Origin of the sequence: Truepera radiovictrix DSM 17093 (assembly GCF_000092425.1) — a bacterium.
GTDB classification, from domain to species: domain Bacteria; phylum Deinococcota; class Deinococci; order Deinococcales; family Trueperaceae; genus Truepera; species Truepera radiovictrix.
The window spans coordinates 625,001-650,028 of sequence record NC_014221.1; the positions used below are offsets into that span (position 1 = coordinate 625,001).

The 25,028-nt window shown below is 69.3% G+C and carries 24 protein-coding genes (1 of these 24 cut by a window edge); 8 read left to right on the plus strand and 16 right to left on the minus strand.

The genetic code is table 11. The annotated features are described in order from the left end of the window. Together TRAD_RS02855 and tmk are read left to right on the plus strand one after the other, a co-directional pair. On the plus strand, nucleotides 1-281 hold the final stretch of the coding sequence (locus TRAD_RS02855; protein ID WP_013177083.1) for a Nif3-like dinuclear metal center hexameric protein. It extends 472 nt beyond the left edge of the window; 281 of the gene's 753 nt are visible here — the last part of the coding sequence; the start codon falls outside the window, past its left edge; it ends in the stop codon at nucleotides 279-281. Continuing rightward, nucleotides 278-931 carry a dTMP kinase gene (gene tmk, locus TRAD_RS02860; RefSeq protein WP_013177084.1) on the plus strand — a complete coding sequence of 218 codons (654 nt, stop codon included), beginning with the start codon at nucleotides 278-280 and terminating at the stop codon, nucleotides 929-931. Before TRAD_RS02855 ends, tmk begins: the two co-directional genes overlap by 4 nt. Here tmk and TRAD_RS02865 read toward each other — a convergent pair. The 6 genes from TRAD_RS02865 to TRAD_RS02890 form a co-directional block, all read right to left on the minus strand. Beyond that, nucleotides 928-1,704, minus strand: coding sequence for an ABC transporter ATP-binding protein (locus TRAD_RS02865; protein WP_013177085.1), 777 nt, complete (start codon nucleotides 1,702-1,704; stop codon nucleotides 928-930). The genes tmk and TRAD_RS02865 overlap by 4 nt on opposite strands. Further along, entirely contained in the window at nucleotides 1,701-2,492 is a 792-nt protein-coding gene (locus TRAD_RS02870; RefSeq protein ID WP_013177086.1) for an ABC transporter ATP-binding protein, read from the minus strand. The genes TRAD_RS02865 and TRAD_RS02870 overlap by 4 nt, the downstream gene beginning before the upstream one ends. 42 nt (nucleotides 2,493-2,534) lie before the next feature. Continuing rightward, nucleotides 2,535-3,707, minus strand: a complete 1,173-nt coding sequence (locus tag TRAD_RS02875) for an ABC transporter substrate-binding protein (RefSeq protein WP_013177087.1) — start codon at nucleotides 3,705-3,707, stop codon at nucleotides 2,535-2,537. Nucleotides 3,708-3,814: 107 nt separating this feature from the next. Beyond that, nucleotides 3,815-4,825: a branched-chain amino acid ABC transporter permease gene (locus TRAD_RS02880; protein ID WP_013177088.1), complete on the minus strand. Its 1,011-nt coding sequence runs from the start codon at nucleotides 4,823-4,825 to the stop codon at nucleotides 3,815-3,817. A gap of 52 nt (nucleotides 4,826-4,877) precedes the next feature. Beyond that, nucleotides 4,878-5,855: a branched-chain amino acid ABC transporter permease gene (locus tag TRAD_RS02885; RefSeq protein ID WP_013177089.1), complete on the minus strand. Its 978-nt coding sequence runs from the start codon at nucleotides 5,853-5,855 to the stop codon at nucleotides 4,878-4,880. After that, nucleotides 5,852-7,612, minus strand: coding sequence for an AMP-dependent synthetase/ligase (locus TRAD_RS02890; protein ID WP_041947111.1), 1,761 nt, complete (start codon nucleotides 7,610-7,612; stop codon nucleotides 5,852-5,854). The genes TRAD_RS02885 and TRAD_RS02890 overlap by 4 nt, the downstream gene beginning before the upstream one ends. A 409-nt stretch (nucleotides 7,613-8,021) precedes the next feature. Between TRAD_RS02890 and TRAD_RS02895 the strand changes: the two genes are divergently transcribed. Next, entirely contained in the window at nucleotides 8,022-8,807 is a 786-nt protein-coding gene (locus tag TRAD_RS02895) for a glutaminyl-peptide cyclotransferase (RefSeq protein WP_013177091.1), read from the plus strand. Here the strand turns inward: TRAD_RS02895 and TRAD_RS02900 are convergent. After that, nucleotides 8,804-9,049, minus strand: coding sequence for an FmdB family zinc ribbon protein (locus TRAD_RS02900; RefSeq protein WP_013177092.1), 246 nt, complete (start codon nucleotides 9,047-9,049; stop codon nucleotides 8,804-8,806). The two genes, TRAD_RS02895 and TRAD_RS02900, sit on opposite strands and share 4 nt — an antisense overlap. Before the next feature lie 216 nt (nucleotides 9,050-9,265). Here TRAD_RS02900 and TRAD_RS02905 point away from each other — a divergent pair, with 216 nt between their 5' ends. From TRAD_RS02905 to TRAD_RS02920, 4 genes are all read left to right on the plus strand, one after another. Next, nucleotides 9,266-10,288 carry an NAD(P)H-dependent glycerol-3-phosphate dehydrogenase gene (locus tag TRAD_RS02905; protein WP_013177093.1) on the plus strand — a complete coding sequence of 341 codons (1,023 nt, stop codon included), beginning with the start codon at nucleotides 9,266-9,268 and terminating at the stop codon, nucleotides 10,286-10,288. Nucleotides 10,289-10,387: 99 nt separating this feature from the next. Next, the gene (locus TRAD_RS02910; protein ID WP_013177094.1) at nucleotides 10,388-11,299 is read left to right on the plus strand and encodes an ABC transporter ATP-binding protein; all 912 of its coding nucleotides are present in this window, start codon (nucleotides 10,388-10,390) and stop codon (nucleotides 11,297-11,299) included. 25 nt (nucleotides 11,300-11,324) lie between these two features. Then, the gene (locus TRAD_RS02915) at nucleotides 11,325-12,284 is read left to right on the plus strand and encodes an ABC-2 transporter permease (protein ID WP_013177095.1); all 960 of its coding nucleotides are present in this window, start codon (nucleotides 11,325-11,327) and stop codon (nucleotides 12,282-12,284) included. A gap of 3 nt (nucleotides 12,285-12,287) precedes the next feature. Further along, on the plus strand, nucleotides 12,288-13,490 hold the full coding sequence (locus TRAD_RS02920) for an MFS transporter (protein WP_013177096.1): 1,203 nt from the start codon (nucleotides 12,288-12,290) through the stop codon (nucleotides 13,488-13,490). 32 nt (nucleotides 13,491-13,522) lie between these two features. Here TRAD_RS02920 and TRAD_RS02925 read toward each other — a convergent pair whose 3' ends face one another. Continuing rightward, nucleotides 13,523-14,077, minus strand: a complete 555-nt coding sequence (locus TRAD_RS02925) for a molybdenum cofactor guanylyltransferase (RefSeq protein ID WP_013177097.1) — start codon at nucleotides 14,075-14,077, stop codon at nucleotides 13,523-13,525. Nucleotides 14,078-14,258: 181 nt separating this feature from the next. Here TRAD_RS02925 and TRAD_RS02930 point away from each other — a divergent pair, with 181 nt between their 5' ends. Beyond that, entirely contained in the window at nucleotides 14,259-15,050 is a 792-nt protein-coding gene (locus TRAD_RS02930; protein WP_013177098.1) for a dienelactone hydrolase family protein, read from the plus strand. A 12-nt stretch (nucleotides 15,051-15,062) separates the two neighbouring features. Here TRAD_RS02930 and hemG read toward each other — a convergent pair whose 3' ends face one another. From hemG to TRAD_RS02970, 8 genes are all read right to left on the minus strand, one after another. After that, nucleotides 15,063-16,415 (minus strand): protoporphyrinogen oxidase, encoded by a 1,353-nt coding sequence (gene hemG / locus TRAD_RS02935; RefSeq protein WP_013177099.1) that lies wholly within the window; start codon nucleotides 16,413-16,415, stop codon nucleotides 15,063-15,065. 46 nt (nucleotides 16,416-16,461) lie between these two features. Then, nucleotides 16,462-17,790: a DEAD/DEAH box helicase gene (locus TRAD_RS02940; protein WP_013177100.1), complete on the minus strand. Its 1,329-nt coding sequence runs from the start codon at nucleotides 17,788-17,790 to the stop codon at nucleotides 16,462-16,464. Between the two features lie 296 nt (nucleotides 17,791-18,086). After that, a complete protein-coding gene (locus TRAD_RS14995) occupies nucleotides 18,087-18,869 on the minus strand; it encodes a response regulator transcription factor (RefSeq protein ID WP_013177101.1) in 783 nt (260 codons plus the stop codon). Nucleotides 18,870-19,061: 192 nt separating this feature from the next. Next, on the minus strand, nucleotides 19,062-19,952 hold the full coding sequence (locus tag TRAD_RS02950) for a carbohydrate ABC transporter permease (protein WP_013177102.1): 891 nt from the start codon (nucleotides 19,950-19,952) through the stop codon (nucleotides 19,062-19,064). Beyond that, nucleotides 19,949-20,881: a carbohydrate ABC transporter permease gene (locus tag TRAD_RS02955; protein WP_013177103.1), complete on the minus strand. Its 933-nt coding sequence runs from the start codon at nucleotides 20,879-20,881 to the stop codon at nucleotides 19,949-19,951. Before TRAD_RS02955 ends, TRAD_RS02950 begins: the two co-directional genes overlap by 4 nt. A 319-nt stretch (nucleotides 20,882-21,200) precedes the next feature. Further along, nucleotides 21,201-22,526 (minus strand): ABC transporter substrate-binding protein, encoded by a 1,326-nt coding sequence (locus tag TRAD_RS02960; RefSeq protein WP_013177104.1) that lies wholly within the window; start codon nucleotides 22,524-22,526, stop codon nucleotides 21,201-21,203. Nucleotides 22,527-22,775: 249 nt separating this feature from the next. Next, nucleotides 22,776-24,629 carry a protein kinase domain-containing protein gene (locus TRAD_RS02965; RefSeq protein WP_013177105.1) on the minus strand — a complete coding sequence of 618 codons (1,854 nt, stop codon included), beginning with the start codon at nucleotides 24,627-24,629 and terminating at the stop codon, nucleotides 22,776-22,778. A gap of 126 nt (nucleotides 24,630-24,755) precedes the next feature. Continuing rightward, nucleotides 24,756-24,980, minus strand: a complete 225-nt coding sequence (locus TRAD_RS02970) for a hypothetical protein (RefSeq protein ID WP_013177106.1) — start codon at nucleotides 24,978-24,980, stop codon at nucleotides 24,756-24,758. Between the last annotated feature and the right edge of the window lie 48 nt (nucleotides 24,981-25,028).

Consider the following 25,028-nt stretch of genomic DNA (forward strand, 5'->3'; position numbering starts at 1 on the left):
TCTTGGTGCACGCGGGGGGGGCGCTCGAGATCGAAACGCTGGGGATCATCTCGGGCGGTGCGGCGCGCGAGGTCGTCGCGGCCGCCGAGGCGGGGCTCGACGCCTTTTTGACCGGCGAGCCCAAGCACGAGGTCTTTTACGACGCCTTTGAACGCAAGATCAACGCGCTCTACGCCGGCCACTACATGACCGAGACGGTCGGGGTGAGCCTCCTAGCGGACAAGCTCGAGCAGGAGTTCGGCCTCGCTACCGAGTTTATCCTGCTGCCGACCGGCCTTTGAGCGGGGAGCCAGAGACCCGGGGCGTCTTTATCGCCTTCGAGGGGCCCGAGGGGAGCGGCAAGACGACCCAACTGGGGCGCCTCGCCGCGCGCTTAGAGGCGCTCGGGCAGGTGCCTTTGACGACCAAAGAGCCGGGCGGCACGGCGGTCGGCGAGCGCCTGCGCGCGCTCGTCTTGGACCCCGCGCTGCGGATGCACCCCGAGACCGAACTCCTGCTCTACGCCGCCTCGCGCGCCGAACTCGTGGCGAGCGTTCTTAAACCGGCGCTCGCGGCGGGCCGCGTGGTGCTCTGCGACCGCTTTACGGGGGCGACCGTCGCCTACCAGGGGGAAGGTCGGGGGTTGCCGAAAGACTGGATAGGGGTCCTTAACGCCCGCGTGACGGGGGGGCTCAAACCGCACCTGACGCTGCTCTTTGACCTCCCGCCCGAGGTCGGTCTGGCGCGGGTGGCGCGGCGCGGCGCGCGCGACCGGCTCGAGCAAGCCGCGTTCGCCTTTCACGAACGGGTGCGCAGGGGGTTTTTGCAGCAAGCCGAGCAAGACCCGTCGTGGCACGTGCTCGACGCGTCACGCCCCGAGGAGGAGGTCGCCGGCGCGGTGTGGCGCCTCGTCGCGCCGCTGCTCCGGGATAGGGGGGCTTTGGGGCGCTAGTTCCAGCGCCGTTTGCGTTTGACGAACGCGTCGCTCGCGTGCGCGCCCCCGACGCCCAGGTAGAGCTCGCGCACGTTTTCGTTGGCCAAGAGGTCTTGCGCGCCCCCCTCGAGCACGAGCCGCCCCGCCTCCAGCACGTAGCCGTAGTCGGCGATGGCGAGCGCTTGCGCGGCGTTCTGCTCGACCAACAAGACCCCGGTGCCCTCACGGTTGATGCTGCGGATGGTGCCGAAGATCTCCTCGACGAGGCGCGGCGCGAGCCCCAGGGAGGGTTCGTCGAGCATGAGAAGCGTCGGGCGGCTCATCAGGGCGCGGGCGATCGCTACCATCTGCTGCTCGCCCCCCGAGAGGGTGCCGCACGGCTGCTTGGCTCGCTCCGCGAGGCGTGGGAAAAGCGCGTAGATGCGCTCCAGGTCCCCGCGCACCGCCGCCGCGTCGCGCCGGTGAAAGGCGCCGAGCTGCAGGTTCTCGAGCACGCTCAGCTCGGGGAACATGCCGCGCCCCTCGACGACGTAGGCGATCCCCGCGCGGGCGATGCGCTCGGTTGCCCACCCCGCGACGCGCTCACCGCGCACGGTGACCTCACCCTTGCGCGGCTCGCCCTCTAAAAGCCCCATAATGGTCTTTAACAGGGTGCTTTTGCCCGCCCCGTTCGAGCCTAAAAGCGCGACGCACTGGCCCGGGGCGACCTCCAACGACACGCCGTGAAGCACGCTCAGGCGGCGCAGATAGCCGCTCTCGACGCCGACGAGCTTGAGGAGCGCTTCGCTCACGCGCTCACCTCCGCGAGGCGCGTGTCCCCCAAGTAGGCGCGGATCACCTCGGGGTCGCGCTGCACGGCCCCGGGGGGGCCGTCGGCGATCTTGACGCCGTAGTCGAGGACGATGATGCGCTCGGCGAGGCGGCTCACGACCCGCAGGTCGTGCTCGATCACGAGGAGCGTGATGCCGAGCTCCGCGCGCAGGCGCAGGAGCCGGAACATCATCTCGTCCTTTTCCTCGGCGGTCATCCCGGCGGTCGGTTCGTCGAGGAGCAGAAGCCGCGGCTCGGAGGCGAGCGCGCGGGCGACCTCGATGAGTTTTTGCACCCCGTAGGGCAGCGCCAGCACGGGGAAGTTCCGGTAGGGTTGCAGCTCGAGCAGCTCCAAAAGCTCCTCGGCGCGCCGGCGCTGCGCGGTCTCGTCGCGCCACCAGGCGCGCGGGGCGAAAAGTGCCCCCAGAACCCCCGCGCGCACGTGCAGGTGCCGGCCCAAGAGCACGTTGTCGAGGCAGCTCAGCGTGCCGAAGAGCTCGATGTTTTGAAAGCCGCGCCCAACGCCTAGGCGCGCGACGCGGTGGGGCTTGAGCCCGCTCACCCGCGTTCCGCGCAGGCGGATCTCGCCCTCTTGCGGGGTGTAAAAGCCGCAGATGCAGTTAAAGACGCTCGTCTTGCCCGCACCGTTGGGGCCGATCAGCGCGGCGACCTCACCCTCACGTAAGGTGAAACTCACCTGGCTGAGCGCCTGAATGCCGCCGAAGCGGAGCGTCACCTTGGCGAGCTCGAGTAGCGGCGCCTCAGGCACGGGGCGCCCCCGACGGCGAGCGAACGGGTGGGTGCGACGCCATCAATAGGTCAGGTAGTCCGAGGCGGGGCGCAGCCCTTCGGGGGTCATCTGCAGGAGCATGACCGAGTTGTTGCCCTGGTAGCCCTCCGTAAAGTCGAGGTTGGGAAAGAGCCCCTCGTCGTAACCGGAGATGCCCCGAAGCGCCTCTAAAAGGGCCTCGCGGGTCAGGTCGGGGCCGGCGGCCTCGAGGGCGACGATGAGCGGCTGCGCGAAGCCGACCCCGGCGAGCGCGCGAAAGGGGTCTTGCGCCGCTTCGGGGGCGTAGGGGACGACGATGGTGTTAAAGACCTCGTCGGCGATGGGGTCGCCGTTGCCCTCACCCACGATGACGCTGGGTAGGCGCATAAAGGTCGCGACGAGCGCCCCTTGCATGCCGGGGTTGGCGAGCAAGCTAGGGTCGAGCAGCGTCGAGCTCGCCAGGATGCGGGGGGTGTACTCGAGGCGTCCAAATTCGGCGATGAGCGAAGCGGCCGCCCCCGGGGTGCTGTACATCACCACCGTGTCGGCCTCACCGCCGCGCAGCCGCAGCGCCTGCACCGCCATGTTGGTCTCGCCCCGCTCGTACGAGACGCGGTCGACGATGGTGACGTCGTGGCCGGCCTCTTGCAGCGCCGCGACCTCGCGCTCGAGGCCGCGCAAGCCCTCCTCGCCGTAGCCGTCGTTTTGGTAGAAGATGGCGATGCGTTCGCTTTCAAGGTCCTGCACCGCGTAACGGGTCATCAGCGCCGACTCGACTTCGTAGTTGGTGTACGTGGCGAAGATGAGCCCGTCACTCTGGGCGGCGAATTCGCTCGAGCCGCTCGAAGGGCTCACCCAGGGAATGCCCTCGCGTTTGACGATCGGCATCACCGCCAGACCGTTGGCCGTACCGACGCCCCCGACGAGCGCAAACACCCGCTCCCGGTCGATGAGTTCGCGCACCGCCGCCACGCTCCGCGCCGGGTCGTAGCCGTCGTCGCGGGTAATCAAGACGAGGTTGCGCCCGTGAATCCCCCCTTGCGCGTTGACGTGGTCGAAGAGCGCCCCTATAGCCGTCATCACCGTGCCCCAAGCGGCGGCGGGCCCCGACTGCGGGCCAAAGGAGCCGATGCGGATCTCCGTGTCGCTGACGCCGGGCGTTTGGGCGAGGGCGACGCCGAACAGTGTCAGGAGGCTGAGGAAAAGTCGTTTCATCACCGTGTCCTTTCTACGGAATCTACGTGAGGGTTGCGTCAAAAGGGTTTGCGTTTGGGGGCCGTCGACAGCCTTTGCTGGCTTCTGGCCCCTGACGGCTGATCTCGTTACACCCGCCGCACCTCCGGTTTGCCCAAAAGCCCGTGCGGCCGCAGCACGAGCACCACCAACACGGCCAGAAAGGCGAACGAGGCGCGGAACTCGTTCGAGAGGTAGACACCCACGAGAAGCTCCAACACGCCGAGCACGTAGCCCCCCAAGATCGCCCCCGGCAGGCTCGTCATGCCGCCGATGACCGCCGCGACAAAACCCTTGGAGATGGGGTCGAGCATCATTGCGGGCGAGAGCAGCGTCGTCGGGGCGAGCAGCAGCGCGGCGGCGGCGGCGAGCAGCGCCGAGACGCCCCAGGTGGCAAACAGCACCGTGCGTACGGGCAGCCCCATCGCCTTGGCGACGTCCTCGCGTTGGGCGGTCGCGCGCATCGCCAGGCCGATCTTGGTGCGGCTTAACAGGAGCCAGAGGAGCAGCATGAGCCCGACGCCGATCCCCGACGTGAGCAGCGACAGCTGACTCACCGCCGCGCCGCCGAGGCGCAGCGGCACGTCGGGCACCAAGGGCGGGATGACCTTGTTGTCGGTGCCGAAGTAGAGCGCGTAAAAACCGCCCAGCGCGAGGCTGACGCCCAGGGTCAGGATAATGAGCCCGAGCGCGTTTGGCGTCCTCGCCGTGGGCTCCAAACGGGCAAAGGCCAGCACCCCCGTGAGGACGGCGACGAGCGCGGTGACCCACCACGCCGCCGCCAACCCGTAGGCGAGCGCGCCCGCTAAGACCCCTAAACCGACCGCGAGCGCCGCGCGGCCTGGTTTGACGAGCAAAAGCGAGTTAAAGCCGCCTAGGAGCAGCGCCGCCAAGAGCGAGAGGAGCAGCGCGAGCCCGTAGGGGAGCCCCGCGCCATGGAGCAGCGTAAAGGCGACAAAGGTGCCTAGGAGCCCGAACTCGCCGTGAGCGAAGTTGAGCACGTTGGTGGTGCGGTAGAGCAAGACGAGCCCGAGGGCGATAAGCGCGTAGATGCTGCCCGCTGCCAGGCCGCTCACCAGCGCCTGCAAAAGCCCTGCCATCAGCTGGGCCCCTGCTGACTTCTGACTACTGACTCCTGAATGCTGACGCCTCTCATAACGGCCACGTCTGCCAGTAGCGCCGCACCTTCTGCCAGCGCCCGTAGAGGCCCCTGGGCTCGAGCAGCATAATGAGGATCACCACGACCCCGAAAAGGAGCTGCGAGCGGTTTTGCTGCGCCGATAAGACCACCTCCAGACCCGTGATAAAGGCCGCGCCGAGGATCGCCCCTGGCAAAAAGCCGAGGCCGCCCACGACGATCATGAGAAGGAACTTCACCGACAGGATGAGGTTAAAGCTCTCCGGCGTGATGTACCCCAAGAGCGCCCCGTAGAGCCCCCCCGCGACGCCCGTCATGGCGGCGGAGAGGGCAAACGCCAGCGTTTTAAAGCGTGCCACGTCGACCCCGCTCATCTGCGCGGCGAGCTCGGCGTCGCGGATCGCCACGAACGCCCGCCCGACGTGTGAGCGCTTGAGGTTAAAGGCCAACCAGACGAAAAACCCCACGATCACGAGGGTGAAAAAGTAGAAGGGCGTGTCGCCGAAAAAGTCGACGCCGAGCAGCCGGGGCCTATCAGCCAGCATCCCCGTCGAGGCGCCCACGAGGCGCCAGTTGTTGAGGATCTGCTGAATGGCGAGGCCAAAACCCAAGGTAGCGATGGCGAGGTAGGGACCCTCGAGGCGCAGCGCGGGGAGGCCGATGACGACCCCCAAGGCGCCGCTGACGAGAAGCGCGGCGACGAGCGCCAGCACAAAGGGCCACCCCACGCTCACCAGGTAGGCCGTCGTGTAGGCGCCCGCGGCCAAAAAGCCCGCGTGGCCCAACGAGACCTGGCCGGTAAAGCCGACGAGGATCATGAGCGCCACCGCTACGAGGCTAAAGACGAAAAACAGCGTGACGTTGTAGACGATGTACCCCGGGGCTACCAGGGGCAAGAGGACGAGGGCGGCCAAGAGCCCGAGCAGCAGCACCCACCCCTGGGCGTCCTTGATGTGCTGCAGGTCCTGCTCGTAGCGCTCTAGGAGCCTCACGCGCGCCCCCCCACAGCGTCCTCGTAGAGGCTCTCGATGAGGTCGCGGTACCTCTCGGCGATCGCCCGGCGTTTGACCTTCATCGTGGCGGTGACCTCGCCGTCTTCAAAGTGCAGGCGCTTGGGCAAGATCGCGAAGCGCTTGAGGGTCTCCACGCGGGCGAGCCCCTTGTTGACCGCCGCGACCTCCCCCTCGATGAGCTTGACCACCTCGGGGTGACGCGTCAGGTCGGTGTAGGTGGTGTAGCTGACCCCCTTGTCGGTCGCCCAGCGGCCCACGTTGTCCTCGTCGAGGACCAAGAGGGCCACCAGGTACTTGCGCCCGTCGCCGATCACCACCGCGTCGCCGATAAAGGGGCTCGCTTTAAGGAGGTTCTCGAGCTTTTGCGGCGCGATGTTTTTACCGCCCGCGGTGATCAAGATGTCCTTTTTGCGGTCGGTGATCCTTAGGTGCCCCGCGTCGTCGAGCTCGCCGACGTCGCCGGTGCGCAGCCAGTCGCCGGCCATCGCCTCGGCGGTCGCTTCGGGGTCGTTCCAGTAGCCCTGGAAGGTACCGGGGCTGCGGGTGAGGATCTCGCCGTCCTCGGCGACGCGCACCTCGACCCCTGGAAAGGGGGTGCCGACGGTGCCCATCCGGAATTCGCCCTGGTGAATCGTCGCGAGGCCGCTGTTTTCGGTCATGCCGTAGCCCTCGCGCAGGTCGAGGCCGAGCGCGCGGAAGTAGAGCAGGATGCTCGGGCTAATCGGCGCCGCCCCAGAGATGGCGACGCGCACGCGGTCGAGCCCGAGCCGCAGCCTGAGCCAGTGGATCACGGTGAGGTCCGCCAGGGTCCGTTGGGCGCCGCGCCGGGGGCCGTGCGCGGCGCGCAGCGCCCAGCTGTAGAGGGCGCGTTTGAGGGTGTGGTTTTCGCGCATGTGCAGCTCGACGCGCGCGTGCAGCTTTTCCCACACGCGCGGTACGGCAAAGAGCACCGTCGGGCGGACTTCTTGGAGGTTTTGGGCAAAGGTCTCTAGGCTCTCGACAAAGGAGATGACAAACCCCGCGCGGAGCTGCGCGTAAGCGCCGTTGCGTTCGACGATGTGCGACAGAGGGAGGTACGAGAGCGCCTCGTCGCGCGCCGTGTAGCCGAGCGCTTGGGTCAAGGACGCCGACGACCAGAGCAGGTTGCCGTGGCTGAGCTGCACCCCCTTGGGGTTGCCGGTGGTGCCGGAGGTGTACATCAGCAGGGCGGTGTCGTGGGGGGTGAGCGCCCGGACGCGCGCCGCGACCGGTTCGGGGTCGCGCGCGTAGAGCGCTTCGGCCTCCCGCATCAGCGCGTCCCAGGCGAGCGCGTCCGTGGCGCCCTCGGGCTCGAGCGCGATGGCAAAGCGCAGCGCTGGGAGCGAGGCGCGCACCTCGCGCCACTTCTCGAGCTGCTCGGCGTTTTCGAGAATGACCCCCACGGCGCCCGAGTGCGCCAAGACGTAGCGCACCCCCGCCGCGCTGTTCGTCGTATAGATGCCTACCGAAATACCCCCCGCGCTCTGGATGGCGAGGTCGGCCACCAGCCACTCGGGGCGGTTTTCGCTCAGGATCGCGACCCGGTCGCCCGGCTCCACGCCGAGCGCGATGAGCTGGCGCGCGAGCGCCCACACCGAGCGCGCGTACGCCGACCAGGGGATGCGCTGCCAGAGCCCCAACCGCTTGACGCGGTGGGCGATGCCGGGGTCGTGCTCCCGCTGCGCGAGCAGGGCGGGGAGACACCTAGCTTCGGTCACGCTTACGCCATGGGGTGGAGCCTCGGTCACGTACACCTCAACACCTGCACCTTCATCATGGGCACCTCGGTTACCCGCTCTTGGGTGACCTGCCCCCGCAGCTCGGTAGCGTTCGCCGGGTCGGCGTAGGGAGCTGCCACGCAAGGGACGATTAAGGCGGGTCGGCGTCCCCATAGAGCCGACGGGAGCGGTTTGGTCGCGTTGCTGGTACCGAAAGTGTACCGACTGAGGCCGCGCTGAGGCAAGTGCCCGGTCACCGGGGTGCGGCGCGCGGCTACACACCGGGTCGCTACACCGGAGCCCGGAGCGCTAGGCTCCGGCGCCAAGGCCCTCAGCCCTTACGCCTCAAGGACGCCTTGGGGCCGCCTGGCGCCCCGGAGGGGCTTCGGAGCCCGGTTTATACTGGCTCATGCGTTGTTCGGTTAAAAGCTTAGGGCGGCGCGTCGCCACGCTGGTCGCCGCGTCGCTGCTCGGCGGGTGCAGCGCGCAGGCGGCGGTGCCGCTCGTGCCCGAGGTGCTCGCGACGTACCCGCACGACCCGGAGGCGTTTACCCAGGGGCTGCTCTGGGACGGGGGGCGCCTTTTCGAGAGTACCGGCCTCTACGGCGCCTCGACGCTGCGCGAGGTGGTACCGGAGACCGGTGAGGTGGTGCGCCTCGTCGCGCTAGACGCGCGGTACTTCGGCGAGGGCTTGGCGCTCGTCGGTGACCGGCTGATTCAGCTCACCTGGCAGGAGGGGACGGCCTTTGTCTACGACCGCGCGACCTTCGAGCGCGTCGGGACGTTTTCGTACGAGGGGGAGGGGTGGGGGCTCTGCTTCGACGGCGAGGCGCTCTATATGAGCGACGGTAGCGCGACGCTGACGCGGCGCGACCCGGAGACCTTCGAGGTGTTGGAGACGGTCGAGGTGACCCTGCGCGGCGAGCCCGTAGCGCTCCTTAACGAGCTCGAGTGCGCCAAGGGGAGGGTGTATGCCAACGTCTTTACCACGGACGTGATCGTCCGCATCGACCCCGCTAGCGGGCGGGTGCAGGGCGTCGTGGACGCGTCGGCCTTGCTGAGCGCCGAGGAGCGCGCGCGTCTCACGCGCGACGCCGTGCTCAACGGGATCGCCTACAACCCCGAAGCGGATACGTTTTACCTGACGGGCAAGCTGTGGCCCAAGCTCTTCGAGGTCCGCTTCGTCGCGCCTTAGTTGCCCTTGTCGCCCTTGCTGTCCGCGCTGCTCTCTTTGGCGCCGCCTTTGCCCTCTTGGCCGGTGCGGCGCGAGTCGGTGACGTAAAAGCCCGAACCTTTAAAGGCGATGCCGACCGGTTGCACAAGGCGCTTGACGGGGTCGCCCGTCTCGGGGTGGGTGCTCAGGGCGGGTTCGGTGATGCGCTGCTCGAACTCAAAGGTTTCGCCGGTGCTCAGGTTGCGGTAGACATACACGGGCATGTATGGGTTCCTCCAACGCGGTTTTAAGGTGGGGACGGGTGGGTGCTAGCCCACACCGACCTTACTATAGCAGATTCTCATGGAAGTTGATAAGAGCGCGCTAAGCCGCGGCGGGGGACGGGGCGACGGAAGCCGGGGGCGGGCGCTCATCGGGTGAGGGTAACACACGAGCACACCCGCAGATCAGCTGACGCGCGCCTGTTAAAGTGGGCGCGTATGGTGAGCGCCCATCACGACGCCTCTACGCCCCCCACGCGCGTCGCGGTTCTCGGCGCAGGGGCGTGGGGGACGGTCGTGGCGCGGCTTTTAACGCACCATGTGGGGCTTAGGGTCCGGTTGTGGGCGCGCCGCCCCGAAGCGGCCGAGGCGATGGCGCGCCTTCGCGAAAACGCCCCCTACGTGCCGGGGTTGCGGTTGCCCGAGAGCCTGCACGTTACCAGCGACCTCGCGGAGGCCGTGAGGGGGGCCGAGGCCGTCTTCGTAGCCGTGCCGAGCCGCGGCCTGCGCGAGGTGATGGCGCGGCTGAAGGCCCTCGGGGGCTCGAGCGCGCTCGTCAGCTGCGCCAAGGGGCTCGAGCTCGGCACCTTTAAACGCTTTAGCGAGGTCATGGCCGAGTACCTCCCCGAGGCGCCCTTGGCGGCGCTCTCGGGGCCCAACTTGGCGCTCGAGATCGCCCGCGGGCTCCCCGCTTCGGCAACCGTCGCCTCGCTCGAGGGCGCGCTCGCCCTGCGGGTGCAGGGGTGGCTCAACCAGCCGACCTTTCGGGTCTACACGAGCGGCGACCTCATCGGGGTCGAGATGGGCGGGGCGCTCAAAAACGTCGTCGCGCTCGCGGCGGGGATGAGCGACGGCCTCGGGCTCGGCGACAACGCCAAAGCGAGCCTCATCACCCGCGGCCTCGCCGAGATCGTCCGTTTAGGGGTGCACATGGGGGGGGAGGAAAAGACCTTCTACGGGCTTTCGGGTTTGGGCGACCTGGTGGCGACCTGCAGCAGCCGCGGTTCGCGCAACCACCTCGCGGGCGAGCGCCTCGCGCGCGGCGAGACCCTACAGGACCTCGAGGCGAGCCGCCTCACGGCCGAGGGGATCCCCACGGTGCGGGCGGTCGTGGTGTACGCGCAGGAGGTGGGGCTCGAGCTGCCGATCGCCCGCGCGGTCTACGACGTCATCTACGAGGGCAAAGCGCCGCAGCGGGTGTTGGGTGAACTCATGGCGCGGGGCGCGAAGCCAGAGCACTAGCCTTGGCGTGAGGGCCTCATGGCGTCTCATGGCGCGCTCTGACCCCTGCTGCACCCCCGACGCCTGTTAGCCTAAGCACGGGCAGCTTCGAGGAGGGTCATGTCGGCGATTAGAGCCACCCACTTAACCAAACGCTACCGGCGCGCGCACGCGGTCGATGACGTGAGCTTCGAGATCCAACCGGGGGAGATCGTCGGGTTTCTGGGGCCCAACGGGGCGGGGAAGACGACGACGCTGCGGATGCTGGCGGGGCTCGTGCGCCCGACGGCGGGCGAGGCCCGCATCTTGGGTGCGCGGGTGCCCGGGCCGAGCCTGTTGTCGGTCGGTACGATGATCGAGGAGCCCTCCTTCTACCCCTACCTGTCGGGGTGGGACAACCTGCGCCACACGGCGCTCTTGCACGGCGCTCTGGACGAGGCGCGCATCCGCGAGGTGCTCGCGTTTGTGCGGCTCGAGGACGCCGCGCGGAAAAAGCTCTCGGCCTACTCCCAAGGGATGCGGCAGCGTTTGGGGCTCGCGCGCGCGCTCCTGTCGCGCCCCAAGGTGCTGCTTTTAGACGAACCGACGAACGGCCTCGACCCCGTGGGCATCGCCGAGATCCGCGAGAACCTGCGGGAGGTGGCGCGCGGCGGGGTGACGATCCTCATCTCGAGCCACATCCTGGCGGAGATCGAAAAGCTCGTCGAGCGCGTGCTGGTGATCGAGCAGGGGAAGCTGCTCTTCGACGGGCCGCTGCGGAGCCTCACGGGGCGCTTGGAGGCGGCGTCGGTGACCTACGTGCTCGCCGCGACCGACCTCGCGGCGCTCCGGCAGGCGCTGCGGGGCTACGGCTACACCGTTGCCGAGGAGGCTGGCGGCCGCCTCAGCGTGCAGCTGCCCGAGGCGGACGCCGCCGGGTTGCTCGCGCGCCTGGCGAGCGACGGCCACAGCGTCACCGAGGCGCGGCGGCGCGAAGCGAGCCTCGAGGACGCCTACTTGCGCCTTGTGCGCGCCGACCAGCGGCCCGCTTGAGGCCGCTCACCATAGGGAGCACTTCGTGAAAGGTTTTCTGAGTACCGTCCGCGCTGAACTCTTTAAGCTCGCCCGCAAACGCCGCACCGTCGTGCTCGCGGCGTTTCTCTGGCTGCTCGTGCCCGCGCTGTTGCTCTTTATCGGCTGGCTCATCCAGACGCGCGTCGCCGGGACCTTCGCCGACGGGGGGCTTAACGTCCGCGAGCTCGTGCAGCTCGTCGCCTCGCCCGTAAGCATCGCCCGCAACCTGCTGCTGCTGTTGGGCAACCTCTCGCCGAGCTTGCTCATCATCCTCGTGGCGCTCACGGCGGCCCTGCTTATGGGCGAGGAGCGGACGCAGAACATGTGGAAAACGGTCCTCACGGTGCAACCAAACCGCGTCGCGGTGCTCTCGGGGAAGCTGGCCGCCGGGATGCTCTACCTCGGCGCGCTGCTCTTTGGCATGTTCCTGAGCGGCCTCCTCTGGGGCGCGCTCGGGACGCTCTTTTTACCCACGACCTTCGGTGCGGGGCTCGGGGAGCTCGCGGGGCTCTACGCGCTGCAGTGGCTTTTCTCGCTTGCCGCGCTGCTCTTCGCCTTTTTGATGGTCTGGCTTTTGCGCTCGTTGACCTTGGGGATCGTCGCCATCTTTTTCTTACCGGCGCTCCTCGAGGGGGCGTACGGCTTTTACCAGGTGGTGGTGGGGTTCGAGCGGCTAAACCGCTTCAACGCCCTGTTGCAGGCGCTGCGGCTGCGGAGCACCTTAGAGGAGCTGCCGCGCTACTTTTTTAGCACCAACCTCTACGCCCCTGCCAGGGAGCCCGTCGCCGCGCTCGCGCGCCTTTTCGGCGGTTTGGGCGGCGACGCTGCGGTGCAGCCCGGCTCCACCCCCTTCGGCAACCTCCTCGCGCCCAGCTTGTCGCATGCGGCGCTCGTCATGGGGGTGTACGCCCTCATTTTCGGGGTGCTCCTCTTCTGGAGCTTTGCGCGCCGCGACATCGTCTAGCCGGTGCGCACCCCCCCCGCCAGCGAGCACGCCACCGGCGCCGCGGCGGCGCTTGTCTACCTCGCGGTGCTGGCCGCCTTTATCAACATGTACCTGCCCCAGGCGATCTTGCCGGTGTTGGGGCGCGAGTTCGGCGTCTCGCCGAGCACCGCGAGCCTGTCGGTGAGCGTGATGATCCTCGGCATCGCGGTCTCGTCGCTCGTCATGGGGCCGCTCTCGGACCGGATCGGGCGCAAACCGCTCCTGGTAGGGTGCGCGCTCGCGCTCACGGGGCCGTCGCTCGTGTGCGCGCTCGCCCCCTCCTGGCCGGTGCTGCTCGCCGGCAGGTTGGTGCAAGGGCTCTTTATCCCCGGCCTCACGGCAGTCGGCGTCGCGTACATCGCCGAGGAGTTCCCCGAGGGCCGCGTCGGGCGGCTTTTGGGCGGCTACGTCGCGGCGACCGTCTTAGGGGGGCTTTTAAGCCGCGTGCTCGCCGGGCTGATCGCCGAGGCGGCGGGGTGGCGGTGGGCGTTCGTGTTGGGCGCGGCGAACGCGCTCGCGGTGGGCGGGGCGCTCACGCGGCTGCGCCCGTCGCGCCGCTTCGTGCCCTCGAGCGCCCTTAGAGGGGCGTACGCGGGGATGCTCGCGCACCTGCGTTCGCCGCGCCTCGTCGGTGGCTTCGCGGTCGGGTTCAGCCTCTTTTTCGCCTTTATGGCGGTCTTTACCTACCTGCCCTTCTACGTGGAGGCTCCCCCCTTCGGCTTCTCGCCGGGTGAGGTTGGGCTCGTTTACCTCGTCTACGCCGCGGGGGTCGTCTCGTCGCCGCTCGCGGGCGCCCTCGCGGCGCGCGTCGGGCCGCGCGGGGTGATGGTCTTGGGGCTCGGTACGGCGCTCGTCGCCGGCGGGTTCACGCTGCTGCCGAGCGCGCCGCTGCTGATCGCCGCGCTTTTGGCGCTCTGCTTCGGCAACTTCGCCGCGCAGAGCACCGCGACGGCGTTCGTCGCGACCCAAGCCGAGGGGGAGCGCGCCGGTGCGAGCGCGCTCTACCTGTTCGCCTACTACGTCGGGGGGAGCCTGGGGGCGTTCGTCCCCGGCCTCGCCTTCGCGCGCTCGGGGTGGGGCGGGGTGCTGCTGCTCAGCACCGCGGCGCTGCTTGCAGGGATGAGCGCGGCGGCGCTGCTCTGCCGCGCCGACGAGCCCGTGTCCGGTACGCAACCGTCACCCTAGAGGGACGCAGGGCGCGGTTTCACGATGGGCGCTCAGGGGAGGTCGCTCGGGGTGTTGGCGTTAAGCAGCACCTGCGCGCCGACGGCGGCGCGGACCCGCTCCCACGGCACCTCGCGGGCGTTGACGCGCGCCACAAGCGCGTGCATGCGCCCCTCCCCGGCCTCTAACTGCTCGGTCACGGTGGGGAGCAGGGCGCGGTGGTAGAGGGCGGCCAAGGGCTCGAGCCGCCCCGCTGCGGAGCGCACGACGACGACCTCCGCCCCCGCGCGCTCCGCCCACAACAGCGACCAGTAGGTGGGAGTCAGGTGGGGCAGGTCGCACGCGGCCAGGGCTACCCAGTCGCGGGTTGCGTAGAGGAGGGCGGCGTGAAGGCCGCTCAAGGGGCCGCCTCCGGCGATCACGTCGGGGTAGACGGGCACCCCGACCGCGTAGGGGCGACCCGAGACGACGAAGCGCTCGTCGGCCCCTGAGAGGCTCGCCAAGGCGCGCTCGAGCAGCGTCTTCCCGCGGTAGCGGTAGCGCGCCTTGTCCGAGCCGAAGCGGCTCGAGCGCCCCCCCGCTAAGACCGCGCCGCTAAAGCCGCTCACGGTAGCGGCCCCCTAGCGGTTTCGGCCCCGCTACCGACGGCTCCCACGAGCCGCCCGTCCCGGAGGGTGCCTGCAGGGCCACGCGCTTTTTGTGGGTGCACCTCCTCGCCAACGTCGTGCCTCGCTCGCTAGATGATACCTGCGCTTGTTGCGTCCCCGAGTGAAGGGGCATGATAGACGGATGCGCACCCTCCGGAGGCTCCTCATCGGCTTGCTGGCCGCTCTCACCCTCACCGCACTCGCCGTGGCCCTCTCCATCCCGCTCGGGTGGGAGCTCGCGCCCGACCGCGTGGCGGCGCTCACCAACGTGCGGGTGCCGGGTGGGGGCGCGGGGGCGGTGGCGGCCTACCTCGCGCGCCCGCCCGGCGAGGGGCCCTTTCCCGCCGTGGTGATGATCCACGAGTTCTGGGGGCTGCGCGAGGACATCGTTCGCAAGGCGGACGCGCTCGCCGAGGAGGGGTACGTGGTGCTCGCCCCCGACACCATGCGCGGGCGCAGCACGGCGTGGCTGCCGACGGCGATCTACCAGACGGCGACGCAAGCGCAAGAGGACGTCAACGCCGACCTGGACGCCGTTTTCGCCTGGCTTGCGGCGCGCCCCGAGGTGGACCCCGAGCGGGTCGCGGTGATCGGCTTCTGTTACGGCGGCCGGATGGCGCTGCGCTACGGCCTGCACAACCCGCAAGTGGCGCTTATCGGCAACGTCTACGGCGAGACCGAGACCGACGTCGCGCGGCTGCGGGCGCTGCCGGGGCCGCTGCTGGGTATCTTCGGCGCCGAGGACCGGATGATCCCTTTAGCGGACGTGCGCGCCTTTGAGCGCGCTTTGGAGGCGGCCGGGGCGACCTTCGAGGTGACGGTCTACGAGGGCGTGGGGCACGCTTTTATTGACGCCGGTGACCCCCGCGCCGCGGGGGGCGCGCAGGCGGCGGCGTGGGCGCAGATCGTGCGGTTTTTGGCGCGCCACCTCTAGGGCGCGTGGCGTCTAGAGGGTCTCGGCGAGCGCCTGGGCCGCGTCGCGCGCGCTCCGCACGGTGTCGTTGACGCCGACGCCGTCGTAGGCGTTACCGGCGAGCAGGAGCCCGGGAAAGCGCCCTAGCGCCGCGCGCGCCCTCCGGACGCGCTCCTGGTGCCCGAGGGTGTACTGCGGGATCCCCTTGGGCCACGGCACGCGCTCGACCCACTCGGGTTCGGCGACGACCCCCAAGGTCACGCGCAGGTCGCGCCGAACCGCCTCGAGCTGCGCCGCCTCGGAGAGCCCCCCGAAGTCGGGGTCGAGGCTGCCCCCGGCGATGACGCGCAGCAGCACCCGGCCCGCGGGCGCCTGGTCGGGGAAGATCGACGAGCTGTAGAGCACGCCCAAGACGCGCACCCCTTCGCCGCGCGGGACGAGGAAACCGAAGCCGTCTAGGGGGTTGGGGACGTCGACGCGGTGGTAGCCGAGGCCGAAGACGGTGACGTCGGCGTAGGGGATGCTGCGCAGCAGGGAGCTCGCCTCGGCGCAAACGCTTTGGAGGAGCTCGGCCGCGACGAAAGCCGGCGCGGCCAGGATGAGCGCGTCGGCGGCCAAGCGCTCGCCGCCCCAGGCGACCTCGTACCCCGTCGCGGTGCGGCGGAGCGCGGTGACCTCCGCGCCCGTGCGCACGCAGTCCCCCAACTGCTGGCGCAGCCTCTCGGTCAAGCGGCTCATCCCCCCCCCGCGAAAGCTCGTGAGGCGCTCTGGTGTACCCGCCGCGCTCTTGGCGCGCCGCTGCGCGCGCAGGAGCCCGAGCAGGACGCTGCCGTGCTCGCGCTCGAGCGCCCGCAGGCGCGGAAAGAGGGCGTCGAGGCTGAGCGCCCCCGCGTCCCCGGCGGTGATGCCGAGGACGAAAGGCCCCGCGAACGCCTCGGCGACGCCGCGCCCGAAGCGCCGCGCCACAAACGCGTAGACGCTCTCCTCGCCGTCGGCGCGCCGCGCGAGGAGGGGCTCCAACGCTGCGCGCAGCTTCTGTGAGGGGAGTAGCAGGGGCGTGGTGAGCAGCTCGGGGGGCGAACTCGGCAGCGCCCTCAGCCCCCCCTCCCGGTAGAGAAAGCGTTTGGCGGCGACCGGCGAGGCCTCCTGCAGCTCGCCCGCTAGCCCGAGCGCGCGCGCTAGGTCCAAGGTCTCGGGGACCGGCAAAAAGCCGTTCGCGGCCCAGTCGACGGTGTAGCCCCCGTGGGTGCTCGAGCCGATCTTGCCGCCCGCGAGGGGCGCCTTTTCAAGGACCGTGAGGCGCAGCTCCGGCCGCGCTCGCCGCAGAAAAAACGCCGCGCTGAGCCCCGCGAGCCCCCCACCGACGATGACGACGTGACGGTTCATGGCCCTAGCCTACGGCATGGGCGCGCGTCCCGGCGCTGCGCGGAAGCTACCTCGAGCGGTCCTTGGGCGCCGGTCGCCCGCCGCTCCGCGCCCGGCGCGCGGGTGTTTGCGCCCCCGAGCGGCCCGACCGTGGAGCGCCGCTCGGGGCGTGGCGCTTGTGCCCCGGCGACTTGCCGCGCGGGCCTTGCGGCCAGGCGGCGCGCGCCGCCTGGCCGCTTTCGGAGGGCGCTGCCACGGGGTCGAGGTAGGCGAAGCCCTCTAACCGCACGCGCCGCAGGGGCCCCTTGAGGGCGCGCTCGATCTGCCGCACCACCCCCTCGTCGTCCGGCGTGACGAAGGTGCAGGCTTCGCCGGTCCGCGCCGCCCGCCCCGTGCGCCCGATGCGGTGCGTGTACGCCTCGGCGGTCGTCGGCACGTCGTAGTTAAAGACGTGGGACACGCGCGCGACGTCGATGCCGCGCGCGGCGATGTCGGTGGCGACCAGCACGTGCACCTCCCCAGCGCGAAAGGCGTCGAGGGCCTTTTGCCGCTTTGTCTGCGAGAGGTTGCCCTGCAAGGAGGTCGCGAAGAAGTTGTCCCGCTCGAGGCTCTCGGCGAGGCGCTTGGCGCCGCGTTTCGTGCGGGTGAAGACCAGGGCGCTCCGAATGTCGTGGTGCCGCAAAAGGTGTTTGAGGAGCGCCGTCTTCTGCTCCCGTGCGACGGGGTAGAGGGCGTGAGAGACGGTCGCGGCGGCCTCGGTGCGGCCGATCTGGAGCGTTACGGGCGCGCGCAGCAGCGCCTCGGCGAGGCGGCGCAGTTCGGGGGGCATGGTGGCCGAGAAGAGCAGCCGCTGGGCCCCTTCGGGGACGCGTCCGACGAGCTTGCGCACGGCGGGCAGGAAACCCATGTCGAACATGTGGTCGGCCTCGTCGAGGACCAACACCTCGAGCTTGGCGAGCGTGCCGGTGCCGCGCTCGAGGTGGTCTAAAAGCCGACCGGGGCACGCCACGATGATCTCCGCGCCGCCGCGCAGCGCCCGCGCCTGCGGCGCCATCCCGACGCCCCCGTAGACGGTGGCGCTGCGTAAACCCGTCGCGCGGCCCAGCACCCCGATCTCACCGTGGATCTGCTCGGCCAGCTCGCGCGTCGGCGCGACGACAAGGGCGCGGACGCAGCTCCTGGGGCCGTCCATGAGGCGGTGCAACAGGGGCAGGACGAAGGCGGCGGTTTTGCCGGTGCCGGTCTGCGCCAGGCCCAACAGGTCGCGCCCTGCGAGGGCCGCCGGGATGGCCGCTCGCTGAATGGGCGTCGGGGTGGTGTAACCCGCGGCCTGCAGCCCTTGGTCGAGGCGCGGATGCAAGTGAAAGCCGTGAAAACTGTTCTGTGGATCGGTCATAAGGTCTCCTGGCGTGCAGTCGAGCACGCCGTGATCAAAGGGGCGAAGGGAGCGGGCTACCGTAACGGCCTACCGTAAGGGTGTGGGCGCAAGCGGCCCGCTGCTCGCGGGCGAGGGTGAGGGGCGCAAGCGGTGCGCCTGCGCTCCGGTGACCAACGTGGCGGCAGCCAGCGACCTGGCGGGTCACAGAGGTAGCGCAAGGTGTGCAGCGTACCCCACATGGACGCCAAAAGGGGTCGCTAGCTTACCGATGGGTGTCGTTCGTCGGCGGCGGGGGCTAGGGCCCCGAGCCCCGTTTAGGTGAGCGTCGCCCGGATCTTTTCGACCAGCTCGCGCGGGTTAAAGGGTTTTTCGATAAACGCTTGCGCGCCGAGCGCCTGGCCCCGCAGCATCTGCTCCTCTTGCCGCAGCGCCGAGAGGATAAAGACGGGGGCGTCGGTGCGGTCGCGGATAAGCTTGAGGAGCTCGAAGCCGGTGCCCCCGGGGAGGTTGATGTCGAGCAGGATGAGGCTGACCAGGTGCGCCCGGCTTTCGATCAGAGCGCGCGCCTGCGGAACGGTCGCGGCGCTCTCGACGCGGTAGCCCTGACGGTGCAAGATGTCGCCGATCAGCCCGCGGAGCGCCGCCGAGTCCTCGATGACCATGACCGTGTGCTGCTGCACCGGGCCGCTCGGTGCCGGGGCGTCGAGCAGCGCTTCGACCGCCCCCCGGAGCTGGCCGCCGGTAAAGGGTTTGGGGAGCCGCGCGGCGGCGAGCTCGGTTGCGGGGGCCGTTTGGGCGCCCCCCAACAGCAGCAGCTTGGTCTGCTGCAGGCGCGGGACGCGGCGCAAGCGCTCGGCGAAGGCGCGTTGCGGGTCCTCGCCGCTGCGGTTCGGGTCGGCCTCGAGGTCGCCGACGATGACCAGCGCGGGCGTGCTGTCTTGCAGCTGAGCGAGCGCCGAGGCGCCGCTAGCGCAGTCCAGCACGGTGTAGCCGCGCGCGCGCAGGGTGAGCGTGACGAGCTCGAGGAGCCTAGCGTCGCGCTCGACGACCACGATGTGGGCGCCCTGCTTCGGCACCTCTTCGGGAGCACCCCTCACGCGACCGCTCCCGGGTGTCGGGGGCGGGGCGGCGCGGGGACCGCGCGGTGCGCCCTGCGGTGGGTGGGGCGCGCTGCGGTCGGTAGGAGCGTCAGGGGGGCGCGGGTCATGTCCCCATTGTAGGTGCCCCGTCGCCTCGCTTCGGGGCAGCGCTCACGCGGCGTTCACGGGGCGCCGCCCCCCGACGCGCGCTTACTTGTCCGACGAGAGCGCGAACCCGCGCATGAACTGCTCTTGCAGCAGCCCGAAGACCACGAGGGGCGGCAAGATGGTGATGAGCGCTGCCGCCATCACCTGCCCCCACTCGGTGCGGTCGCTGGCGTTAAGGATAAACGAGAGCCCGACCTGGACGACCTGCGTCTCCTCGCGGCGGATGATGATGCGCGGCCAGAGGTACTGGTCCCAGACGTAGACGAACTGGATCACCGCCAAGGCCCCGATGGTGTTCCAGCTCATCGGTACGAGCACGTTGGCGAGAAAGCGTAGCGGCCCCGCCCCGTCGATCTTGGCGGCGTCGGCGAGGCTCCTGGGGATCGAGCGGAAGTGTTGGTGAAAGAGGAAGACGCCCGTCGCCGAGGCCAAAAAGGGGACGATGATGGCGAAGTAGGTGTTCGCCCAGCCGAACCCGAAGGGGCCGGGCTCGAGGAGCACCGCGCGCGGGTCCCTGAGCCACGCCCAGAGCGCCTCCCAGGAGGCCGGAGGCGGCTGCGAGACGAGGTCGAAAAGGGGCAGCACGAGCACCTCTAGGGGGGTGAGCAGCGTCAGCAGGATAAAGCCGAAGAAAAAGCGCTTGAAGGGAAACTGAAAGTAGACGAGCGCGGTCGCCGCCATCAGCGACAGGAGGGTTTTGCCGAAGGTCACGGCGAAGGCCACGACGAGCGAGTTGCGCATGTAGACGCCCAAGTTACCCGTCGTCCAGGCGGCCCGCACGTTGTTGACGAGCTCGGTACCCGGGACCAGGCTCGGCGAGAGCACCTGCGCGCGCGTCTGCGTCGCCTTGACCATCGCAAAGACGATGGGCGCCGTGACGATCACGCACGACAGCACGAGGAGCAGGTGGATCAGCCACGTGCGCCGGCTCACGCCCCCTCCCCCCCGTAGTAGACGCGGCGGTTGCCGAAGCGGAACTGCAACAGCGCGAGCGTCGCTACGATAAAGAGCAAGATGATGCTCTGCGCGGCGGCGGCGCCCAAGTTGCCGGTGCCCGAAAAACCGTCCTGGAAGATCTTGTACATCAAGGTCGTGGTCACCCCCGTCTCGTCGAAGGGGGGGCGGCCGATGGGCCCGCCGCGCGTCATGATGTCAATCAACCCGAACGAGTCGAAAAAGGCGAACGTCAGGTTGGTAAACACCAAAAAGAAGGTCATCGGCCCGAGCATGGGGAAGGTCACGCGCCAGAAGCGCCCCCACGCGCTCGCCCCGTCGAGCTGCGCCGCCTCGCCGAGTTCGGCGGGGATGTTGCGCAGCGCCGCTAGGTAGAACACGATGTTGTACCCCAGGTTTTTCCAGATGGCGGCGGCGGTTACGAGCGGAAACGTCAGGCTCGGGGTGTCGATCCAGCGCGGCCGGATCCCGAAGAGGCTGCCGAGGATGTCGTTGACGACCCCGACTTGGGGGTTAAACAGGAAGAGGAAGATGGTCCCCGCGACGGCGGGGGAGAGGGCAAAGGGCCAGATGAGGAGCAGGCGGTAGACGCGGGCGCCGCGCACGTTCTGGTTGGCTAGGCTCGCCATCGCGAGCCCCACGGCGAGCCCGATGACGACGACCAAAACGCTAAAGACGAGGGTCTGCCCCATGGCCTGGTAGTAGGCGGGGGCGAGCGGACCGGCAAAGAGCGCCCGGAAGTTGTCCAGACCGACGAACTGCCGCGTGCCGAGGAAGAGGTTGCTGCGCGTGGTGCTCAGCACGAACGACTGCAGCAAGGGGTAGTAGATGAAAACGAGCAAGATAAGGAGCGTGGGCAGCAGCAGCAGCAGCGCCAGCCAGCGGCTTTTAAAAACGGGTTGGGTCATGGCTGACAGCGCCCCGGGCGTTCGGGAGCCCGAGGCCGTTGCGCCCTCCGGCGCGGGCGGGGGGCAGGGAGCGTGGGGGAGGGTGGGGGTAAGAGGGTCGACGGCGCCCAGCTGGTGCGGGTGGGGCCTGCTACGCCGATGCGAAAACCGAGTTGGACCAAGGGTGCACCTCGAGAGTCTAAAAGGGGAGAGTCTAAAAGGGGAGAGTCTAAAGGGGTTCAAAACGCGTTGCTACCGGTATCGCCTGCGCGCCCAAGGCGCTTTCGGGGGTGACGCAAAGGGGGTGGCCGAGGCCACCCCCTCTGTTATCGGCAGCGGCTTAAAAGTTGCTGTTGTACTCGGCTAAGCGCGCTTCGGCTTGCGTCTTGGCGCGCTCGAGTTCGGCCTGCACGTCGGCGCCGTTAAAGATGCGCTGCATGGTCTCGGCGACGATGGTGCGCAGCTCCTGAAAGTTGCCCATGAGCCCCCCCGCGGTCGCGGGGCTCACCCGCGTGTTGAGGAGTTGGTCGAACGCCACGCGGTAGGTCGGGCGCTCGTCAAACCACCCTTCGGCCTCAAGCGCCTCCACGGCGCTCGTGCGCACGGGGTAGTAGCCGGTCGCCTTGTGCCAGTCGACCATGTTCTCGGTGTTGGTCATGTACAACACGAAGTCGAGAGCGGCCTGCTGCTCCTCGGTGGGTTTGTCGGCCAGCAGCCAGAGGCTGGCGCCGCCGATCACCACGCCGTTGCGCTCGACGCCGTCGGGGATCGGCATGAGCCCGGCGCCGAGCTCGAAACCGTTCTCCTCGGCGGCGGCACTCAGGTTGGCGAGGTCGGCGGTCGAGGTGATGTGAAAGACCACCTCTTGGTTGGCGAAGATGGCGTCCGAGCCGTCCCAGTCCTCGAGCCTGCCCGTGTACGTGTAGAAGCCGCGGTCGTTCATCTCCTTCATAAACTCGGCGACGCGCACGAACGCTTCGCTGGTGAGGTTGATCTCCGTGGCGCGGGCGCTGCGGCCGTTGTCGTTATTCAGCAGCGGCTCGCCCTGCTGCGCCATCCACTGCTCGAAAAACCAGCCGTTTAGGCTCATTCCGAAGCAGCTCGCGCTAAGGCCCGCCGCCTCGACCGCTTCGCACGCCGCTAAAAGCTCGCCGAAGGTCTCGGGCGGGTTCTCGGGGTCCAGGCCCGCCTCCTCCATGAGGTCGCGGTTAAAGTAGAGGATCGGCGACGAGCTGTTAAAGGGGATCGAGTTGACTTGCCCGTTGATGGTGTAGTAGTTGATCACCGGTTCGATGTAGTCCGACAGGTCGAACGCGCCCTCGACTTCGGCCACGGGGACGAAGATACCCGCGTCGAGCGCGAGCTGCGAACCGATCTCGTAGATCATCACCACGTGCGGCGTGTCGCCCTGGCGCGCGCCCAGGATGGTCGCCTGGAGCGTTTCGGCGTACGAGCCCTGCGAGGTGGTGTTCATGACGTACTCGGGGTTCATCTCGCTCCACTCGGCGGCGCGCTCGGCGATCCAGTTCGAGCGGGGCGCGTCGGAAAACGCGTGCCAGAAGTCGAGCTGCGTCTGGGCGTGGGCCACGCCGAGAGCGGCGGCCCCCAAACCGAGCGCGAGCACGCGGCGCGGCACCCCACGGCGTTTCGTTACACGGCGTTTCATCACACGGGTCCTCCTATGGGTTTGTACGCTCTGCCGGCCGTAGTGTAGCAGATGTGCGGTAGACGCTTGCCATCGTACCAAGCGCCCGTCAGGCGTTCGTCAGCTTGGGGCTAGCGACCTTCGCGCGCCACCTAACCGACGCGTTGGCCTTTAGCGCGGGCGCGGCTCGTGGCCCACAGGCTACGAGCCACAGGCCACCGACCGCTCTCGAAACGGTTTGTGTGGCAGCTGAAGCAGCGTCAACGGCACCTAACGGTAAGCCCGCACCGTGCCGTCGAGGGCGGCCACGAGGAGCGTTTCGCCGAGCACCAGCGGGCTCGCCTGGATGGGGCTGGGCGCGACCTGGTCGCTAAAGAGGCGCGCGCCGGTGCGCGCGTCCAGGGCGACGAGCTCGCCCGCCTCGGTCGCGACGTAGAGCACCCCGCTCGCGAGCACCGGCGCGGCGGTGACGCGCGCGCCGAGGTCGGCCTCCCAGAGGTCGTCGCCGGTCTCGAGCGCCAAGCAGCGCATCACCCCCGCCCACGAGGCGCAGTACACGAGGCGCCCCCACAAGAGCGGGGAGGCCCAGAGGGGGCCCTCCATGTCGTAGCTCCAGCGCACCTCGAGGCGCTGCAGGTCAAACGCATGCAGGTCGCCCGAGCGCTCGGGCAAGAGCAGCACCTCGGGGGTCGCGGCGCACTGCGCGACCGTCTCGCCCAGGTGCAGCTTGAATCGCCCCGACCCGTCGCGGGCGTCCACGCAGTGCAGCCACCCCGAACGGGTGGTGAAAAAGACCCCCCCCGCGACGGCCGTCGGGGCGGTCGCCGCTTCGTCGCTGGGGTAGCGCCAGCGCACCTCGCCGCTCAGGGTGCGGCGCTCGAGCCCGCTCTGGGTGGTGAGCAGGAGCTCCCCCGCGTAGGGCAGCAGCCCCACCGCGCCCGCGCCCTCGTCCGTCCAGGCCAGGTCGCCGCTCGGCCAGCGGTGGAGGCTGAGAGCGCCCGCGCGCGAGGTGTAGGCGAGGTGCTCCTCGCACCAGACGACCGCGCTGTTGACCTCGTCGTCGGCCGCAAAGCGCCCCTGCACGCTGCCGTCGGTCGGGTGCAGCACGATGACCTCTTCGCTGCGGGTGCCGAGCAGCACGAAGCCGTCGGCGGCGGTCAGCGCGGCGGGCCACTGTGGCCCCTCGGGGAGTTTGAGGTGCCACCGGCGCGTTAAGCGCACGGGGTGAAGTGGTCCCTCGGCGAGCACCCCGCGCTGCCCCGGCCCCCCGAGGCGCTGCGTGAGGCTGCGCCTGGCGACCTCCGCGCGCACGGTGCGCAAGGCGTCGGCGACCCGCTCCCCCGAGGCGGGGCGTTCCTCGGGGCGTTTGGCGAGGAGGCTCTCGATGAGACGAGCGAGGCTCGGCGGCAGCTCGGGGTTGAGCGCCTCCGGTGGCACGAGGTCGCTGTAGACGTGTTTGTAGAGGAGCGTGAGGTCGTTTTCCGCCTCGAAGGGCGCCTCCCCCGTGACCGTTTTGTAGAGCACCGCGCCGAGCGCGTAGAGGTCGGTGTGCGCGCCCGTCGCGCCCCCTTGGGCCTGCTCCGGCGCCATGTACTGCGGGGTGCCCAGGGTGAGGCCGGTGCGGGTGAGCTGCCGGCTCGCTTCGGCGAGCTGCACGAGGCCGAAGTCCATCACCTTGGGTTGGCCGGAGGGGGTGAGCAGGATGTTGCGCGGGGTGAGGTCGCGGTGCACCATGCCGAGGCGGTGCACGTAAGCGAGCGCGTCGGCGACGGCGATGGCGGCGTCTAAAAAGTCAAGGAGCGGCTCGAGGTCGCCCGTTAGGGGGCCGAGGTCGGTAAAGGCGCCGCCGGAGACGAGCTCCATGGTGAAGTAGATGTGCTCGCCGCGCCCGAGGTCGAAGATCGAGACGATGTTGGGGTGCGCGAGCTTGGCGAGCGTCATCACCTCGCGGCGGAAGCGCTCGCTGTCGGCTTCGGTGAGGTGCGGCCGCAGCACCTTGAGGGCGACTTCGCGTTCGAGGTGCCGGTCGAGCGCGCGGTAGACCTGCGCCATGCCGCCGTGCCCCAAGCTGCCGGTAATCTCGAAACGCCCGTCGATAAGCTCGCCTACGGAAAAGCGCGACACGCTAAGAGGATAACGCGTTTCGCGGTTGCAGCGGCCTTCGGCGCTCTTGGGACGATGCTCTTAAAGCGGCGCGCCTCGGGGCGGTGGCCTAGGTGACGGTAGGCGTACGTGTGGTCGCGCGGCCCTTTACCCCTCCTCCCCTTCGCCCTCGCTTAAAGTCGCTAAGAGCTTGGGGTCGAGCTGCCCCTCCTCGACCGCGCGGTTAAGCATCTCGATGCCTAGGCGCACCACTTCGGATTTGGAGACGAGCCGCTCGGGGTTCGACAGCTGGTACGCCGTTTTGGTCAGCAAGGAGTCCTGTTTCTCGGTAATGACCACCTGGAGTCGCTTGCTCTTCTCGCGTTTGGGCATCCTTGAGCCTCCGTGAAAAACCCGGGCGGGCCGCTGCGACCGGAGCCG